This window comes from Leifsonia sp. YAF41 (assembly GCF_052113185.1).
Lineage (GTDB): Bacteria > Actinomycetota > Actinomycetes > Actinomycetales > Microbacteriaceae > Cryobacterium.
Genome location: NZ_JBFRCS010000008.1, coordinates 109,033 through 126,096, shown reverse-complemented (window position 1 = coordinate 126,096; position 17,064 = coordinate 109,033). Strand labels below are relative to the sequence as shown.

The 17,064-nt window shown below is 66.6% G+C and carries 16 protein-coding genes; 5 read left to right on the top strand and 11 right to left on the bottom strand.

Annotated elements, in window-relative coordinates; genetic code table 11:
• Positions 1-48: 48 nt before the first annotated feature.
• From AB4Y63_RS09855 to AB4Y63_RS09825, 7 genes are all read right to left on the bottom strand, one after another.
• Positions 49-1,707: an amino acid permease gene (locus AB4Y63_RS09855; RefSeq protein ID WP_441790876.1), complete on the bottom strand. Its 1,659-nt coding sequence runs from the start codon at positions 1,705-1,707 to the stop codon at positions 49-51.
• A 94-nt stretch (positions 1,708-1,801) separates the two neighbouring features.
• Complete coding sequence (gene nagA, locus AB4Y63_RS09850; protein ID WP_441790875.1) at positions 1,802-2,959, bottom strand: N-acetylglucosamine-6-phosphate deacetylase; 1,158 nt, start codon at positions 2,957-2,959, stop codon at positions 1,802-1,804.
• The gene (locus tag AB4Y63_RS09845; RefSeq protein ID WP_441790874.1) at positions 2,959-3,744 is read right to left on the bottom strand and encodes a DeoR/GlpR family DNA-binding transcription regulator; all 786 of its coding nucleotides are present in this window, start codon (positions 3,742-3,744) and stop codon (positions 2,959-2,961) included. Before AB4Y63_RS09845 ends, nagA begins: the two co-directional genes overlap by 1 nt.
• 2 nt (positions 3,745-3,746) lie before the next feature.
• Positions 3,747-4,634, bottom strand: coding sequence for a class II fructose-bisphosphate aldolase (locus AB4Y63_RS09840; RefSeq protein WP_441790873.1), 888 nt, complete (start codon positions 4,632-4,634; stop codon positions 3,747-3,749).
• The gene (locus tag AB4Y63_RS09835) at positions 4,631-5,659 is read right to left on the bottom strand and encodes a 1-phosphofructokinase family hexose kinase (protein WP_441790872.1); all 1,029 of its coding nucleotides are present in this window, start codon (positions 5,657-5,659) and stop codon (positions 4,631-4,633) included. The genes AB4Y63_RS09840 and AB4Y63_RS09835 overlap by 4 nt, the downstream gene beginning before the upstream one ends.
• Positions 5,656-6,669 carry an ROK family protein gene (locus AB4Y63_RS09830; RefSeq protein WP_441790871.1) on the bottom strand — a complete coding sequence of 338 codons (1,014 nt, stop codon included), beginning with the start codon at positions 6,667-6,669 and terminating at the stop codon, positions 5,656-5,658. Before AB4Y63_RS09830 ends, AB4Y63_RS09835 begins: the two co-directional genes overlap by 4 nt.
• Complete coding sequence (locus AB4Y63_RS09825; protein ID WP_441790870.1) at positions 6,666-7,556, bottom strand: SIS domain-containing protein; 891 nt, start codon at positions 7,554-7,556, stop codon at positions 6,666-6,668. Before AB4Y63_RS09825 ends, AB4Y63_RS09830 begins: the two co-directional genes overlap by 4 nt.
• Positions 7,557-7,896: 340 nt before the next feature.
• On the opposite strand from AB4Y63_RS09825, the gene AB4Y63_RS09820 reads away from it, so the two are divergent.
• The 3 genes from AB4Y63_RS09820 (at position 7,897) to AB4Y63_RS09810 (ending at position 11,187) form a co-directional block, all read left to right on the top strand.
• Entirely contained in the window at positions 7,897-9,159 is a 1,263-nt protein-coding gene (locus AB4Y63_RS09820; RefSeq protein ID WP_441790869.1) for an extracellular solute-binding protein, read from the top strand.
• A gap of 124 nt (positions 9,160-9,283) precedes the next feature.
• The gene (locus tag AB4Y63_RS09815) at positions 9,284-10,231 is read left to right on the top strand and encodes a carbohydrate ABC transporter permease (RefSeq protein WP_441790868.1); all 948 of its coding nucleotides are present in this window, start codon (positions 9,284-9,286) and stop codon (positions 10,229-10,231) included.
• A 2-nt stretch (positions 10,232-10,233) separates the two neighbouring features.
• Positions 10,234-11,187, top strand: coding sequence for a carbohydrate ABC transporter permease (locus AB4Y63_RS09810; RefSeq protein WP_441790867.1), 954 nt, complete (start codon positions 10,234-10,236; stop codon positions 11,185-11,187).
• A gap of 188 nt (positions 11,188-11,375) precedes the next feature.
• Here AB4Y63_RS09810 and AB4Y63_RS09805 read toward each other — a convergent pair whose 3' ends face one another.
• From AB4Y63_RS09805 to AB4Y63_RS09790, 4 genes are read right to left on the bottom strand one after another with little or no spacing between them, the layout of a single operon-like run.
• Positions 11,376-12,566: an ABC transporter permease gene (locus AB4Y63_RS09805; protein ID WP_441790866.1), complete on the bottom strand. Its 1,191-nt coding sequence runs from the start codon at positions 12,564-12,566 to the stop codon at positions 11,376-11,378.
• A complete protein-coding gene (locus AB4Y63_RS09800; RefSeq protein ID WP_441790865.1) occupies positions 12,563-13,327 on the bottom strand; it encodes an ABC transporter ATP-binding protein in 765 nt (254 codons plus the stop codon). Before AB4Y63_RS09800 ends, AB4Y63_RS09805 begins: the two co-directional genes overlap by 4 nt.
• Positions 13,324-14,391, bottom strand: a complete 1,068-nt coding sequence (locus tag AB4Y63_RS09795; RefSeq protein WP_441790864.1) for a peptidoglycan-binding protein — start codon at positions 14,389-14,391, stop codon at positions 13,324-13,326. The genes AB4Y63_RS09800 and AB4Y63_RS09795 overlap by 4 nt, the downstream gene beginning before the upstream one ends.
• A complete protein-coding gene (locus tag AB4Y63_RS09790; RefSeq protein ID WP_441790863.1) occupies positions 14,388-15,002 on the bottom strand; it encodes a hypothetical protein in 615 nt (204 codons plus the stop codon). The genes AB4Y63_RS09795 and AB4Y63_RS09790 overlap by 4 nt, the downstream gene beginning before the upstream one ends.
• 138 nt (positions 15,003-15,140) lie before the next feature.
• Between AB4Y63_RS09790 and AB4Y63_RS09785 the strand changes: the two genes are divergently transcribed.
• Together AB4Y63_RS09785 and AB4Y63_RS09780 are read left to right on the top strand one after the other, a co-directional pair.
• Positions 15,141-15,809, top strand: coding sequence for a response regulator transcription factor (locus AB4Y63_RS09785; protein ID WP_441790862.1), 669 nt, complete (start codon positions 15,141-15,143; stop codon positions 15,807-15,809).
• Positions 15,784-17,064, top strand: coding sequence for a sensor histidine kinase (locus AB4Y63_RS09780; RefSeq protein ID WP_441790861.1), 1,281 nt, complete (start codon positions 15,784-15,786; stop codon positions 17,062-17,064). The genes AB4Y63_RS09785 and AB4Y63_RS09780 overlap by 26 nt, the downstream gene beginning before the upstream one ends.

Sequence of the window (17,064 nt, the reverse complement as noted above, 5' to 3'; positions counted from 1 at the left end):
GTGCTCACGAATGGTGATTCGACACGGTTCGACGCCCGCAAGGACCGCCTACGTGGACTGATCGTCTCCGGCTTGGTCGGCGAGCGGACGGTTGGCCACCACCGGCACGTGCCCGGTGAAGCCCTCCCGTTCGACGGCGATGGCGAAGATCCGGTCGCGGCAGAGGAACCACCCTCCGATCAGCGCCGGGATGATGATGATGAGTGAGCTGATCGTGAGCGTGCCGACGGGCCAGTCGAACGCCATCAGCACCAGCACACCGACGAGAAACAGCAGCGTGAGATAGCCCGAGTACGGTGCCCACATCATCCGGAACGCCGGTCTCGCGATGAGTCCCTTCTTCGACCAGGCCAGCAATCGCAGCTGGCAGAGCACGATCATTCCCCACGAACTGACGATGCCGATCGCCGCCGCGTTCAGCACGATTTCGAATGCCTCCTGCGGAACAAACGCGTTCAGGCCGACGCCGAGCAATGTGACGACGCCGGTGAGCAGGATGCCACCGAACGGCACCCCGTGACGGCTGAGGTGGCTGGCGAAGCGCGGGGCCGATCCGGCCAACGACATCGAGCGCAGGATGCGACCGGTTGAGTAGAGCCCGGCGTTCAGCGACGAGAGCGCGGCTGTGAGCACGACGAGGTTCATGATCACGTCGACACCCTCCAGGCCGATGCTGCCGAAGAAGGTCACGAACGGGCTTTCCCCGGCTTTGTAGTCGGAGTACGGCAGCAGCAGGGAGAGCAGCAGGATGGATCCGACGTAGAAGACGGCGATCCGGATGATGACCGTGTTGATGGCCTTCGGCATCACCTTTTCGGGGTTCTTCGTCTCGCCGGCCGTTGTGCCGACAAGTTCGATCGCCGCGTAGGCGAAGACGACGCCCTGCACCACCAGAACCGTGGCGATCAAACCGTTCGGAAACCAACCGCCGTTGTCGGCAATGAGCGAGAAGCCCACTTGCTGGCCGGGGATCGGTGTGCCGAAGATGACCATCCAGGTGCCGACCACGAGGAAAGCGATGATGGCGACCACCTTGATCAGTGCGAACCAAAACTCCATCTCACCGAACACCTTCACCGAGAGCAGGTTGAGCGAGAGCACGATGCCGAGCGCGAGCAACGCATACAACCACTGCGGAACGGCCCCGAATGGCGCCCAATACTTGGCGAAGAATCCCATATACAGCGCGACGGCGGTCACATCGACGATGGCGGTCATGGCCCAGTTCAGCCAGTAGAGCCATCCCGTCACGAACGCCGTTTTCTCTCCGAAGAACTCGCGGGCGTAGGAGATGAATGAGCCGGACGAGGGGCGGTGAAGCACCAGCTCGCCGAGGGCACGCAGAATCAGGAACGCGAAAAACCCGCAGATCGCGTAGACGAAAACGAGCGAGGGTCCGGCTGTGGCCAGGCGTCCGCCCGAGCCGAGGAACAACCCGGTGCCGATCGCACCACCGATCGCGATCATCTGCACCTGGCGAGCCTTCAGGCCTTTGTGCAGCCCGGCATCCTCGTGAACCGTGACCGCATCGACGATGTGCTCGACGGGGGTCTCGAGGTGGTCGGGCAGGTGCTCGACGTGCGGATGGCCGTGCGGCGGATGCACGTGCGGCGGATCGGGAGGTTGCTGCCGTGTCTGCTCTGCCCCGCTCCCGGCCGGAGCGGGAGGTAGGGTACTGTCGTTCGGTTCGCCAGGTCTGCTCGTCATTGTGCATGCTCCGAATCAATCGGGTGTGCGGCCCAACTTTACTCCGGCAGACCCCCGGCTGTACCCCGGATGTGGGTCAAACTTTCAGATCGGATCAGATCAGGCGCCGCCCGGCGGCGAACACCGCCTCGACCTCGAACCCGTCGTTCAGGAGCACCGCGTCGGCCGCGAAGCCCACCGCGAGAGCGCCGAGATCGTGGGAGCGTCCGATCGCACGGGCCGGCGTCGAGGTGAGGGCGGCGACCGCTTCTTCGATCGACACACCGACCTCGGTGACGGCGCGGCGCAGGGCGACATCCATGGTCAGGGTCGAGCCGGCGATCGAGCCGCCCTCGGTCAGCCGGGCGACGCCATCGGTCACCGTGACCGGCAGGGTGCCGAGAATGTACGCACCGTCGGCGGCGCCGGTGGCGGCCATCGCGTCGGTGATCAGCGCGATGCGGCCGGGTGCCCCGGCGAAGGCGAGCCGAACCACCTCCGGATGCACGTGCACGCCGTCGTTGATGACCTCAAGGGTGACATGGGGCGAGCGGGTGGCCGCGGCGACCGGACCCGGTGCTCGGTGATGGATGCCACGCATGCCGTTGAAGGCATGCGTCAGAATCGAGGCGCCGGCGTCGAAGGCGGCACGCGCGGTGTCGTAGTCGGCGGCGCTGTGTCCGACCGCCACCGCGACACCGTCGGCGGTGAGCTGCCGAATGGCCTCGAATGCGCCGGGAAGCTCGGGGGCCAGCGTCACCTGACGGATCGTGCCGCGGCCGGCGGCGAGCAGTCGGCTGATCGAATCGGGGTCGGCGGCACGCAACAGGTCGGGATCGTGAGCACCGCGGAACTCGGTGTCGAGGAACGGTCCTTCGAGGTGCGCACCGAGAATGAGTGGGTTCTGCTCGGCCGCGTCGGCGATGACCGCGACGCGCGCTTCCAGGTCGGACTGCCCGGCGGTGACCAGGGAGAGCACGGCCCGGGTGGTGCCATGCCGGTGGTGCACGGCCAGGGCGGTGGCGATGTCGGCTGCGCCGAGGTCGAACGCCGCCCCGCCGCCGCCGTGGCAGTGGATGTCGACGAAGCCGGGAGTGAGCAGGCGGCCGGCCGCATCCGTCACCGTCGTGTGCGGGCTGGCGAACGCCTGCCAGCCGGGGCCGGTGCCGACGCCGGAAATGGTGTCGCCGCTGAACGCAACCCAGGAATCGGCGATGCTCTGACCGTTGGAGACGAGGCGCGCGGAATGGATGATCACGTCGGTGGGATTCATCAGGCGACGATCACGGCGATGCCGTTGTCGTTGAACGCGGCGACCTGTTCGTCGGTGATTCCCGCGTCGGTGATCAGCGTGCTGAACAGCTTGGATCCGCCGATCGTCGCAAACGCGATGACCCCGATCTTGCTCGAATCCGCGACGACCACGGCCCGGGAGGCGCGGCTGGCCATCAGCGCGTTCACCGCGGCTTCTTGCTCATCGTGCACGGTGGCACCCATCACCGGGTCGATGCCGTTCACGCCGATGAAGGCGAGGTCGAGGGTGATCTTGCGCAGCATCACATCGCTGTACGGTCCGACCAGCTCGTAGGAGCGCGGGTGAACGACGCCGCCGGTGACGACGGTTTTGATCTGGGGGCGCATGGCCAGCTGGGCCGCGATATTGATGGCGTTGGTCACCACGGTCAGGCTGGAGTGGGGGGATGCCTCCATGATGTCGGCGCGAGCGCAGAGCACCGCCGCGATCGAGGTGCTGGTCGTGCCACCACAGAGCCCGATCACCGCGCCGCGCTGAACCAGGGCGCTCGCCGCGTGGGCGATCTGCAGTTTCTCGGGAGCGTGCTGCTCCTTCTTGTACCGGATCGGAAGGTCGTAGGCGACGGTCTGACCGGTCGCTCCGCCGCGCGTGCGCGTGAGCAACTGCTGCTCGGCGAGCGTGTCGAGGTCGCGGCGCGCGGTGGCAGCCGACACGTGCAGCTTGGTGATGATGTCTTCGACATCGAGATGACCCGTCTCGGCGAGCAGGTCAAGCACAGCGGTGAGGCGCTCTGCGCGGTTCATGGTTACCCCTTTATGTCCACTGCAAGTGTCGCATCCGTGCCGGTGGCAACGGCGGCGCCACTCGCGAACAGAGTGAGCAGTCTCGCGGCCTCTCCGGCGACGGCCTCGCGCCCTGCCGCCACGTATTTGCGGGAATCGACGACGGTTTCATGCTCGGCCAGGTAGCCGCGAATCGCGGCGGTGAAGAACCCGTTGAGGTGCGTCGAGACGTTGATCTTGGTCATTCCGGCCCGAATCGCGGCGACGATCTGGTCGTCGGCGACACCCGACGAACCGTGCAGCACCAGCGGAACAGTCAGGGCGGCACGCAGCTGGGCGATCAGCTCGAGATCGAGCGCAGCGTTGCGTGCCGTCATCGCGTGAGAGGAGCCGACGGCCACGGCCAGTGCATCGACGCCTGTTGCGCTCACAAAAGAAACGGCCTCGGCGGGATCGGTGCGCACACCGGGAGCATGCGCGCCGTCTTTGCCGCCGACTTTGCCGAGCTCGGCCTCGACGAAGATGCCGGCCGTGTGCGCGTACGCCCGCACCCGGGCGGTGGCCGCCACGTTCTCGGCGTAGGGCAGGTGCGCGCCGTCGTACATCACCGAGCCGAAGCCGAGATCGACCGCCTCGAGCGCCAGGCGCTCGTCTTCGGCGTGGTCGAGATGCACGGCCACCGGCACGGATGCCGCCCCCGCGATCGCGAGGCTGGCCAGCGCGATGGGCGAGAGGCCTCCGTGGTACGTGGCGCAGTTCTGGGAGATCTGAAGAATCACAGGCAGGCCGGCGCGTTCGGCGCCGGCGACAAGCGCCTCGGCTGTCTCGAGGTGGATCACGTTGAACGCGCCGATGCCGGTGCCGGCCGTGGCGGCGCCCTGCATGAGCGCGCGAGTGGGAGTGAGCGTCATGGGTTCTCTCGATCGGTCGGGACGTAAATCTGGGAGCCTGAGCTCAGGGGGCCAGAGGTCTGGGTGTTGGCGGCCGGCTCATCGAAACTCAGCTCGTCGGCGGCCAGCGTGTCGAAGAGCAACTCGCCGGCGAGAGCCTGGTGTTCGGGCGAGATGTCGCCGGCGAGCGGCATCAGCACCGCGGCGGCCGACCACGCGGTGGCGGCCCTCAGCACCTGGTCGATCTGGTGCTGCCCCGTCGCAAAGGCGACGGCGGCTGCGGCGACGGCCGCGTCGCCGGCACCGGTGGGATTGCCGTGCAGAACCCGGGGGAGGCGGGCGGAGCGGGGGTGCTCTGGATCGGTGGCGGAGAGTGCGACCATTCCCGCTTCGCCGAGCGAGAGCAGCACCAGGCCCGCCCCGAGGCTGAGCAGATGCCGGGCACCGGCGAGCGGATCGCCGAGTCCCGTCGCGTCGGCGAGTTCCTGGCGGTTGGGTTTCAGTACCGTCGCGCCGGCGGCGGCAGCGGCGAGGAGCCCGGCGCCCGAGGTATCGATGATGCTCGGCACTCCGCGGGCCGCGGCGAGTGCGACGAGGCGCGGATAGAAATCGAGGGGGGCACCGGCCGGCAGGCTTCCCGAGCCGACGAGGCAGCGGGCCGCCGGCAGAGCGGATGCGACGGCATCCGTCAATGACTGCCACTCGGCGGGCGTGTGGTTCTCACCGTTCTCGGTGAACATCGTCGTCTGGTCGGTGTCCTGTTCGACGAACGCGATCGTGCGTCGCGTGGGCGCCTGCACCCGAACCAGCTGGTGAGTCACCGTGCTGGCGGCGAGTTCCGCGGCGAACTCGTCGCCCGACGCTCCGCCGACCGGAGCGATGGCCAGCACCCGGTGACCCTGCTGGTGCACCACGCGGGCCACATTGAGGCCCTTGCCGCCGGCGCGCACGAAGGCGGCCGCGACGCGGTTCGTGTCGCCGAGGCGCACGACATTCACCGGGTAGGTCAGATCGAGTGCCGGGTTCGGCGTGACGGTGACGATCATGCAGACGTGCCAACGGCGGTCAGGGCCGGATCGTGAGCCGAATCGCGCACCAGGTCGCGTGCGCGCAGCGCCGCACCGAGCAGGCCGGCGTTCTCGCCGATCAGGGCCGGCACGAGCGCGGGGCGACGGTGGAAGCTGAGCAGCGCGTCGACGCGCCGACGCAGGGGAACGAACAAGGTGTCGCCGGCCTGGGCCAAACCGCCGCCGATGACCACGGCTTCGGGGGCGAACACGGCCGCGAGCTGGGCGATGCTGAGCGCGAGTGCGTCGAGAGCCTCGCCCCAGATCTGGTCTGCCGTCTCGTCGCCGGCCGCGGCCCGAGCCAACACGTCGCGGGCGCCGGTCGGGCGCACTCCGGTGCGCTCCTCATACCGACGTGCGATGGCTCCGGCCGAGGCGATCGTCTCGAGGCAGCCGCGCGAACCGCAGGCACAGACCGGGCCGTTCGGGTCGACGATGCAATGACCGATCTCGCCCGCGTAGCCTCCGCCGGTGTGCGCGTGGCCATCGACGAACAGCGAGGCCGCGATGCCGGTGCCGATGACCATCACGACGAGGTCGCGATACGGTCGTCCGGCGCCCAGCCGAAACTCTGCCTCGCCGGCGGCCCGCACATCATGCGAGAACGTGGTCGGCAGGTGCACGAGCTGCTCGGTCAGCCGCTTGAACTCCACATTCGACCAGTGAAGGTTCGTCGACAGGATGCCGATCCCCGCGTCATCGTCGACGAGGCCCGGCGCAAGCAGTCCCACGGCGCGCGGGCTGACACCGGGGAAGTCGGCAGCGAACTGCAGTGTGAGCTCGTGCACGCGCGCGATCACCGCGGGCGCCGTGCGCGCGCCATCGAGCGGAGTCGGAGTACGGCTGAGCCCGAGCATGCGCCCCGAGCCGTCGAAGAGGGCGGCTTTGGTGTCGGTGCCGCCCACATCGATCGCGATGACGGCATCGCCGTCGCCGAGGGGGAGTGCTTCTGTCGTCACTGCGGTCGGGGCCGCTCTGCTGGGTCTCACGAAGCCAGAATGACAGAACGGGTGAGGTTGCGCGGTTCGTCGGGGTTCAGCCCCTTCGCCCTGGCGCGCAGCAGCGACAGCTTCTGCGCCCGGATGAGGTCGGCCAGCGGATCGAGCTCGCTCGAGATGAACCGGGCGCCGGTGGCTGCGACATCCTGGTCGATGCCCTCGGGAGCGGCGCCGAACATCCAGGTGACACGGCCAGGTGCTGCAATGCTGATCGGGCCGTGGCGGTACTCCATCGCGGGGTATGACTCGGTCCAGGACTGCGACGCCTCACGCATCTTCAGCGCGGCCTCGTGCGCCAGGCCGACGGTCCAGCCGCGACCCAAGAAGGTGACCTGTTCGGCCGCGACGAGGTCGTCATCGAGCTCGTCGGCAACGGCGATCCGGGCGTCGTCAATCGCCGCAGTCAGGTCTTCGCCGAGCGAGGCGCGCAGGAAGGCGAGAGCAGTGGTGGCGAACCGGGTCTGCACGACCGACTGCTCGTCGGCGAACGGCAGGGCGATCAGGTCGTCGACCTCGTCGACGAAGGGGGAGGCGGTATCGCCGACGATGCCGATGATGCGAGTGCGGCCGCGCTGGGCGCCGACGAGTTCGCGCACCTCGCTCGTCGTTCCCGACCGGGTGAGGGCGATGATCGCGTCGTAGTCGCGGTCGACGAAGGCCTCGGATGCCGCGAACGCGTCGGTGACGCCGTGACCGCCACTCTCCCGCAGCGCCGCGTAGGCCTGCGCCATGAACCAGGACGTGCCACAGCCGACAATGGCCACCTTCGCGCCGGAGACGGGAAGGATCGCGTGCTCCGCATGCATCCCGGCAGCACGAGCCCAGGTCTCAGGCTGCGAAGCGAGCTCGACGGCCATGTGTTCGGGGGTGGGGGTCATGGCGGTGCTCCTCGAGGTTCTGTGAGTAGGTGTGGGGTGTTCGAGCGGGTTTACACCCGCCAAAGTGATCGAAGATGATCGTAACAGTAGTTCCGCAATCATTTCATGAATGTTTCTTGATTGTAAAGGATCATAACAATTTCGGTCCAAACCCTTGACTTGGGCGAAAAATGCTTACAGGATGTGTCCGGCGGCTGAACAATCTTGATTGGTTGGGCGCTCAAGTAGTCATCAGTAGTCATCGCGATTGTGAGATCCGAGGGCGACCTGAACCACACGCAACGTCGCGAGAGGCTCTTTTTGCGGCGGCTCTGCACCCAACAGTGAGGAATGCACCACTATGAAAAAGTCTTTGCGAATCGGAGGCATCGTCGCGACTGCGGCGCTGGCCACCATGTCGCTCGCATCCTGTGGCTTCAGCAGCGGCGATGCTGCCGACTCCGGATCCGACGGATCGGCAACGACCATCAGCTTGCTCGTTCCCAGCTACTCCGACGCCACCAAGGGCCTCTGGGAAGGCGTCATCAAGGACTTTGAAGCGGAAAACACCGACATCAAGGTCAAGCTTGAGGTGCAGTCGTGGGACAACCTCGACAGCGTGATCACCACCAAGGTCTCCAGCAACAAGGCTCCCGACATCATGAACGGCGGCCCGTTCGCCGGCTTCGCCGCCGACGACCTGCTCTACCCGATCAAGGATGTCGTCTCCGCTGACACCCTCGCCGACTTCCAGCCGTCGTTCGTCGAAGGCGCCTCGGTTGACGGCGTGCAGTACGGCGCCCCGCTGATCGCATCCGCTCGTGCACTGTTCGTCAACACCGACCTGCTCGCGCAGGCCGGTGTCGCCGAAGTGCCGAAGACCTGGGACGAACTGCTCGCCGCGTCGAAGAAGATCGCTGCGATCGGCGGCGGAGTGGCCGGCTACGGCATGCCGCTCGGTTCCGAAGAGGCGCAGGCTGAAAGCGCGATCTGGTTCTACGGAGGCGGCGGAACCTTCGGCGACGCCAAGGAGATCACCGTCGACACCCCGACGAACCTCACCGCTGCGCAGTTCATGCAGAAGATGGTCGACGAGGGCGCAACCCAGCCCGACGCCGGTGCCACCGACCGCAGCCCGCTGATGGACGTCTTCGTGCAGGGCAAGATCGGCATGATCATCGGCCTCCCGCCGACCGTCGGCCAGATCGCCGAGAACAACGCGGCGCTCAAGTACTCGATCAACCCGATCCCGACCGTTGACGGCGCGCCGTTCACGCTCGGTGTGGCTGACCACCTGATGGCGTTCAAGAACGACGAAGACGCCAAGAAGAAGGAAGCCATCACCAAGTTCCTCGACTTCACGTTCTCGGCTGATCAGTACGTGAACTGGGTCACCACCGAGAAGTTCCTGCCGACCACCAAGTCGGGCGCCGAGCAGATGAACGGCGACAAGGACCTCGCTCCGTTCCTCGCCGCTCTGCCGAACGCCAAGTTCTACCCGAGCACCAACCCGAAGTGGTCGGCCACCGACGCCGCCTTCAAGGCGCTCATCGGCCAGGTCGCCCAGGGCAAGGACCCGCAGGCAGTTCTGACTGAGATCCAGGCAAAGGTCGACGCCGGCTAGGCGTTCACCTCAGTTGCGGTGGTCGTGTTTCCGGCCGGTGTTCCGGCGAGAACACGACCACCGCTCCCTACTTAAAGACACATTTTGACCCGCAGTTCTCGACACGCATCGGTGATTGACCCCCATGACACGAACTTTGAATGACGCCCCGCCCGAGGCGCGACCGACGAAGAGTCGCCGCCCGGCGGCGGTCGGCTCCCGCTGGTCCGATCTTCTCGCCGCGCTGCCCTGGATCGGCCCGGCGCTCATCCTGATCTTCGGCGTCGTGCTGTTTCCGGCGATCGTCATGTTCTACAACTCGACGCGCGACATCAGCATCAGCGGGATCGATAAGGGACCGGTCGGCTTCGCGAACTATGCGACCCTCCTCGCCTTCGAGCCGCTCGGCGGCATCATGCTGCGCACCCTGATCTGGGTCGTCGCCGTGGTCGGCATCACCGTCGTGCTCTCTCTCGCCCTCGCCCAACTGCTGAACAAGGCATTCCCCGGTCGGCGCCTGGTGCGCATGGCCGTGATCGTTCCCTGGGCGGCGAGCGTGGTGATGACCACCCTCGTCATCTACTACGGCCTCGAGGGGTACATCGGCATCATCAACAAATTCTTGGTGGACATCCACCTGATCGACGAGCCCTACGGCTGGACGAAGAACGCCGTCAGTGCGTTCAACTGGTCGATCGGCATCGCCGTGTTCGTGTCGCTGCCGTTCACCACCTACACGATTCTCGCCGGGCTGCAGAGCGTGCCCGGTGACGTGCTCGAGGCGGCGAAGATGGATGGCGCCGGCCCGGTGCGCACCTACTTCCGCGTGATTCTCCCGCAGCTGCGCGGCGCTCTCGCTGTCGCCGTGCTGATCAATATCATCAACGTCTTCAACTCGCTGCCGATCCTGAAGGTGATGACCGGGTCGATCCCGGGCTACGACGCCGACACGATCATCACGATGATCTTCAAATACATCCAGAACGAGCACAAGATCGACGTCGCCAGCGCCCTCAGCGTGGTCGCGTTCCTGATCGTGATCGTGATCGTCGCGGCCTACGTGAAGATCGTCAAGCCCATGAAGGAGGTCTGATCATGACCGAACTCGACACGGCGATCAACGCCCCGATCGATCAGAGCCTCGACGCGGCACCCGCCCAGACGGCATCCGCCCCGCTTCTGCCGAGCAAGCCACGCAAGCGCCGGTTCACGACGGATCAGGTTCCGCTCGGTTCAGTGGTGCTGCGGATGATCGTCGGCGCCATCGTGCTGATCATCTTCGTGTTGCCGTACCTGATCATGTTCTTCGGTTCGGTCAAGACGAAGAGTGAGATTCGCTCGGTCAACCCGACCTACCTGCCGACGACCTGGAACTTCGACAACTACATCACCATGTGGTCGGCGCCAGAGACGCCCCTCGTGCAGAACCTCATCTCCACCATCGTCATCGCCGTCTTCGCGACGATTCTGGTGCTGGCCGTCTCACTTCCCGCCGCGTACTACACCGCTCGGTTCAAATTTCCCGGCCGGTTGGCGTTCCTCTTCCTCGTCATCGTCACGCAGATGCTGCAGCCGGCCGTGCTGACCTCGGGCCTCTTCCGCCAGTTCAGCTTCTTCGGACTCACCGACACCTGGGTCGCGATGATCATCATCAACGCCGCCTTCAACCTGGCGTTCGCGACCTGGATCATGCATAGTTTCTTCGCCGGCGTGCCCAAAGAGGTCGACGAGGCGGCACAGATCGACGGCGCCGGACGCCTGGCCGTGCTGTTCAAAATCAACCTGCCACTGGTCTGGCCGGGCATCGTCACGGCGATCGTCTTCACCTTCGTCTCGTGCTGGAACGAGTTCGCGGCCAGCCTGGTCATCCTGTCCACCGACGGAAACCAGCCGTTGTCGGTCGCGCTGACGAAATTCGTCGGGCAGTACGAGACGAGCTGGCACTACGTGTTCGGCGTCTCGATCGTGGCCATCCTGCCGGTGGTGCTCTTGTTCCTGCTGATTGAGAAGCGCTTGGTCGGCGGCTTGACGGCCGGCAGCGTCAAGTAGCCCACGCCGCGGAGCCGTGCGTCGCGCTCTCGGTGGTCGAGGAGCGAGCGAGCGCAGCGAGCCCGTGTCTCGAGACCCCGCAAGCCCTTCCTCAGACGCAACCCGCGTTCAAAGATTGGCTCGCGAGATCTCGAGACGCGGCCTCCTTCGTCGGCTGCTCCTCGATCAACGAAATGGCCTCGCCGGGCCTACGCGCCGAGCGCCGCCGTCGGGGAGGTTCGCGCCGCCCGCATCGCCGGCAAGACACCGGCGACCGCTCCCACCAGCACGGTCACGCCGACGCCGGCGACCAGCACCGCCGGAGGGATCGACACCAACCATCCGTTGCCGTGCGCAACGAGCGCGGTGATTCCCCAGCCGAGGAGTGTTCCCACCACTCCGCCGTAAGCGGCCAGGAGCATCGCCTCCACGAGAAACTGCGAACGGATATGGCCCCGGGTGGCTCCCAAGGAGCGGCGCAACCCGATCTCGCGACGTCGCTCCAACACCGAGATGACCATGGTGTTCGCCACCCCGATGCCGCCGACGAGCAGCGCGATCGAGCCGACGCCGACGAGCAGCCCGGTGAATGCCTGGTCGATGGTGTTCTTGGCGGCGAGGGCGTCGGACGGTCGGCTCACCCCCACTTCGTTGGGTGACTCTGGGTTGATGGTCGCGGGCAGCAGGGCCCGAACGGCCTCGACCGACTCTTCGGCGGAACGCTCGTAGATCACCGTCGGCGAGCCGTCGAAACCGAACGCTTCTGCGGCGAACGCCGCCCCGACCAGAGCCGCACTGTCGAGCTCCGGGGCAAGCGGTGAGGGCTTCAGGATGCCGACGACCGAGAACTGTGTTCCGCCGAGCCAGACCTGCGTGCCCACACTGCGGATGCCGAGCCGCTCGGCCGCGGTCGAACCGAGCACGACCGCGGGGTAGCGCTCGGTGGCGGCGTTCAGCCAGGAGCCGGCGAGTAGTTCGCTGCCGGTGGCTTCAAGCAGATGCGCATCGGCGGCGTGAACTGTCAGACCCGCGGTCGATCCGGTGTCGATATAGGTGTTGCGGTAGACGTGCACCTCGCTCAGGGCGGCCGTCCAACTGGCCTGCTCGACTCCGTCGATCCGGCGCACCCGCTCAACCGCATCGACCGGAAGCGTCGATTCTTTGCCGAAGAAATCATCGCCCGCCGATGCGGTGAGCAGGTTGGTGCCGAGCGCCGAGAGTTTCTCGCGCACGAGCGCCTCACTGGAGGTTGAGATCCCGATCACCGCGATCATCGCGGCGATCCCGATCGCAATCCCGAGAGCCGAGAGCATGGCACGTAGCGGATGCGCGCGCAGGCCGTGGAAGCCCAGCCCGACGAGATCCTGCGGGCGCAGCCGGGAACGCAGCGGCGCGCTCATGAGGGCACCCCGGCGAGCTTCAACGTTGTCGGCGCATCCACGCTGCGAGCACGGCGCATGCCCGCGTCTCGCGCATCGTCGACGACCCTGCCGTCGCGCAGTGACACCCGGCGCGGCACCAGATCGGCGACACCGAGGTCGTGGGTGATCACGACGACGGTCGTTCCGGCAGCGTTCAACTCCTGCAAGATCTCGATCACTCCCTCCCCGGATTTGGTATCGAGGGCGCCGGTCGGCTCGTCGGCCAGGATGAGTGCCGGCTCGCCGACCACCGCGCGCGCAATTGCCACCCGTTGGCGCTCGCCGCCCGACAGCTCGCGGGGGCGGTGTCGCATTCGGGCGCCGAGTCCCACGCGTTCGAGCGCATGTTCGGCGCGGGCCCGGCGTTCCTTCGGCGGCATGCCGGTGTAGAGCAACCCTTCTGCCACATTGTCGAGCGCCGGCACCCCGTCGGCGAGATGGTATTGCTGAAAGACAAAGCCGATGGTGTGGGCGCGCAGGGCAGACAGCTCGGCATCGGTCATCGTGCCGACGTCGTGACCGGCAATGTGCACCTCGCCAGTGCTGGCCAGATCAAGAGTCCCGACGAGGTTGAGCAGGGTTGATTTTCCTGAACCGCTCGGCCCCACTACCGCGACCATCTCGGCGCGTTCGATCAGAAGGTCGACCTCGGAGAGCGCGACGGTGGCTGGAGAACCGTAGGAGCGGGACACTCCGGCGAGTCTCACGATCGGCGGCGAAGCGAGCACGGTCGCGCTCATTGCCCGACCACCACAGCCGCGCCCTCGACGAGTTTGCCCGACACGATCTCCACCATTCCGTCGGCAAAAGCTCCGAGCTCGACCGGAACGATTGTGCTGTTTGTGCCCTTAAGCGTTTCCACGGCGAAGCCGCCACCCGGCTGGGCCAAGAGGGCCAGCACAGGAACGAGCAGCGCGTCGGCGCTCTTGGTGAGCGCGAGCGTGAGGCTCACACTCACATCGCTGAACGCGTCGGCCTGGGCCGGATCGTCGAGGCTGATGGTGATCGGCAGCTTGAGCGATTTGCCGCCCATGCCGTCGTCCTTCTCGACCGGGGCACCGACCGTCGTGATGGTTCCCGGTACCGCAGTGCCATCGGGCAGCATGACGCTGACCGCGCTGCCGACCGCCGCGACCTCTTTGAGGTTCGGCGCGATGAAGCCGCTCACGCGTTTCTCGGTGTCAGAGACCGAGACGATGGCGGGGCCCGCCGCATCACCGATCGCCGCCTTGCGTTCGGCGATCCTGACCGGTGCCGCGCCGAAGACGATGCGGCCGGGTTCGATGGCGCCGGTCTTCTCAAGGCCCAGTGACTTCTGCCATTTCTCGATGGCAGTCGCCGTGCTCTGGGCGAACTCCTCATCAGGTTCACGCTCGAAGAATCCGAGGGCGGCGAGGTTCTGCTCGAGCTGCAACACGTCGCGTCCGTCTTCGACGCCGAGCGACAGCGCGCGCCACATCGGCAAGCTGCCGAGAAACAGCAGAACGGGCTGGTCGTCGATTCGGAACAGTTCGCCGCCCTGACCGACTGTCGCACCGGCATCCGTCACCGCGGTGACCGTGCCGCCAAGAGTCGTGCCCAGTTCGTGAGTGCCGGCAAAGGCGAGCGTGCCCTTGACGCGCACCCGCTCAATGAGGTCACCGCGGGAGACATTGACGGTTTCCACGTCGACGACCTCGTGTGAGGCGTCAGCGGATGCACCGGGTCGGGGAATCAGGATCAGCGCGGCGACCACAGCGGCGACGGCGACAGCGGCCCCGCCGATCAGCCACGGTGCGCGGCGGCGTCGCATGGTGATGGTCATTCGCCGCCCACCTCCGCCTTCATCTGCATCATCGGGGAACCGGATTCCTCGCTGCACGAGTCCATGACGGCGGGGTCGTACTCGTCGGCCGGCATCGCCTTGATTGTGATTCCGCCGCCCTTGCTCACCTCGGGATCCGGATAGTCGTAGCCGGCCTCACGCATGCATTTCGCGAATTTGAGCATGCTCTCCTGCATCTCTTCCGGGCTCGGCATGCCCGGCGGAATCGGCATCTCACCGAGCTTCTTCGTGCAGACCTTGGAGGCGGCCTCATACTCCTTGATGTCGAAGTCGCCTTCCTGCGTGGTCATCGTCGAGCCGGAGGACTCTGAGTCGTCGTCGAGACCGCCGGAAGCACCATCGACTGACGTGACGGCGAAGCTCCCCATCTCGACGCCCTCGTCTTTCATGCAGCTCGTGAAGTCGTGCTGCCAATCCTCGAAGGCAGCTTGCTCGTTTCCGCTCTTCAATTCGCCGGCGTCGGCTGACCCGCCGCTCGGGGAACCGGCCGTGCAGGCGCTCAGCGCGGCAACGAGACCGATCGCCGCGAACAGGGCGAGACCGGTGCGGCCGCCGCGCAGGCGGGAACCTCGGGTTTCGATGATGGGCATGGTGTGTCCTCTCTGTCGCCTCCTCGGCTGAGGGGCGAAACCAGCACACCGCGAGCGTCGTCGCGAGAGGGTCAAGCGCAGCCTTGACCTTTCTTTGACCTCTGCTCTGTTCTACTGGAGGAAAGGATGGTGATCGGCGTGCGTGTATTGGTGGTCGAAGACGAGCCGTATCTGGCTGAGGCGGTGCGCGCCGGTCTTGTTCTGGCGGCGATTGCGGCCGATGTCGTCGGCGACGGCGATGCAGCGCTGGCCGCGATCGATGTGAACTCCTACGACGTGATTGTTCTCGACCGGGACATCCCCGGTACTCACGGCGACGAGGTCTGTCGCATCCTGTCGGCCCGGCCCGAGCGGCCGGCGATCCTCATGCTGACCGCCGCCCGGCGGATGAACGACAAGGTCGGCGGGTTGGAGCTCGGAGCCGACGACTACCTCACCAAGCCGTTCGATTTTCCGGAGCTGACGGCACGCATCCGGGCGCTGGGTCGACGTATTTTCACGGCCCATCCGCCGCAGCTGACTGCCGGAGGGGTGACCCTCGACCCGTTTCGTCATGAGGTGTTTCGGGACGGGCGTTTCGTGCGACTCGGACGCAAAGAATTTGCCGTGCTCGAGGTGTTGTTGCGCGCTCGCGGCGGAGTGGTCAGCGCCGAGACTCTGCTGGAGAAGGCGTGGGACGAGAACGCCAACCCCTTCACCAACTCGGTGAAGGCCACCATGAGCACGCTCCGCCGCAAGCTGGGGGAGCCCTGGCTGATCCGTACAGAGGCGGGGGTCGGCTATGCCATCGACAACGCAGCCGGCTAGGAACTCCGGAGCGACGGTCGGCGCACCGGTCGCACCGGTCAAGCACCGCCTCACGGTGCGCGCGCGACTCGCGCTCACCTACGCCGGACTGGTCACCGTGGCCGGCGTGGTGCTGCTCACAATTGTGTCGATCTTCATCGGCGTGATTCCCTCCTATGAATTCGCCACCACCGCGATCGCGCCTGGCGGCATCGCCGCACCGGCCTCTCCCCTCGGCATCGCGGTGCCGGAGTCCAGTGTCGGCGGCCCCGCAGAAATGCTCTACGACCCCGGCCTGTTGAGCACCACTGGCACCCTCAGCGCGGTCGTCACCGTCAGCTCGCGCGGGGACATCCTGCATCTTTTGTTGTGGGTCTCGGCCGGCGCCCTCGTGCTCCTCGCGGCCGGGGGAGCCTGGGCCGGCTGGTTCGTCGCAGGACGGATGCTGCGCCCGCTGCAATTCGTGAACGCGGCAGCCCGTCAGGCGAGCCGCGGCCAACTCGACCACCGGATCGCATTCGCCGGACCACGCGACGAGATCTCGGAGCTTGCCGACAACTTCGACGAGATGCTCACCGAGATCGAGCGCTCCGTCGATTCGCATCGGCGGTTCTCCGCCAACGCCTCGCACGAGTTGCGCACTCCGCTGGCGACGACGCGGGCAATGCTCGACGTCGCGCTGAGTCCGAGCAACCCGCTGAGCTCCGAGCAGCGGGCACTCCTCGGACGTCTGCGCGAAACGAACGAGCGCAGCATCGACACCGTCGAGTCGCTGCTCGATCTCACCGAGATCGAATCGGTGGCGTCGCACGTCGAGGCCGTCGACCTCGCCCACCTCGCCGTGTCGGTGATCGCCGAGACGCAGGCCGAGGCCGAACGCGCCGGGGTGCTGTTACTGCCCCAACTCGCGCCGGCCGTGGTCGAGGGGGACCCGGTGCTGTTGCGGCAGCTCGTCGCGAACCTTCTGCAGAATGCGATCCGGCACAACGACCGGGGCGGCACGGTCATCCTCGACACGAGCACGAGTGACCATGGGGTGGTGCGCATCACCGTGGCCAACGACGGCGACCTGATTGCGGCGGATGCCGTTGCCCGGCTGGCCGATCCGTTCTTCCGCGGGCGTGGGCGCACGAGCGCGGCGGCCGATCGCGGGCGCGGTCTCGGGTTGTCGATTGTGGCTGCGATCGTGGCACGCCACAGCGCGGTTCTGGAACTCACCGCCCGCCCGGCCGGCGGACTGGTGGCGGAGGTCAGCTTCGACCCGTCGTCGTCCTGA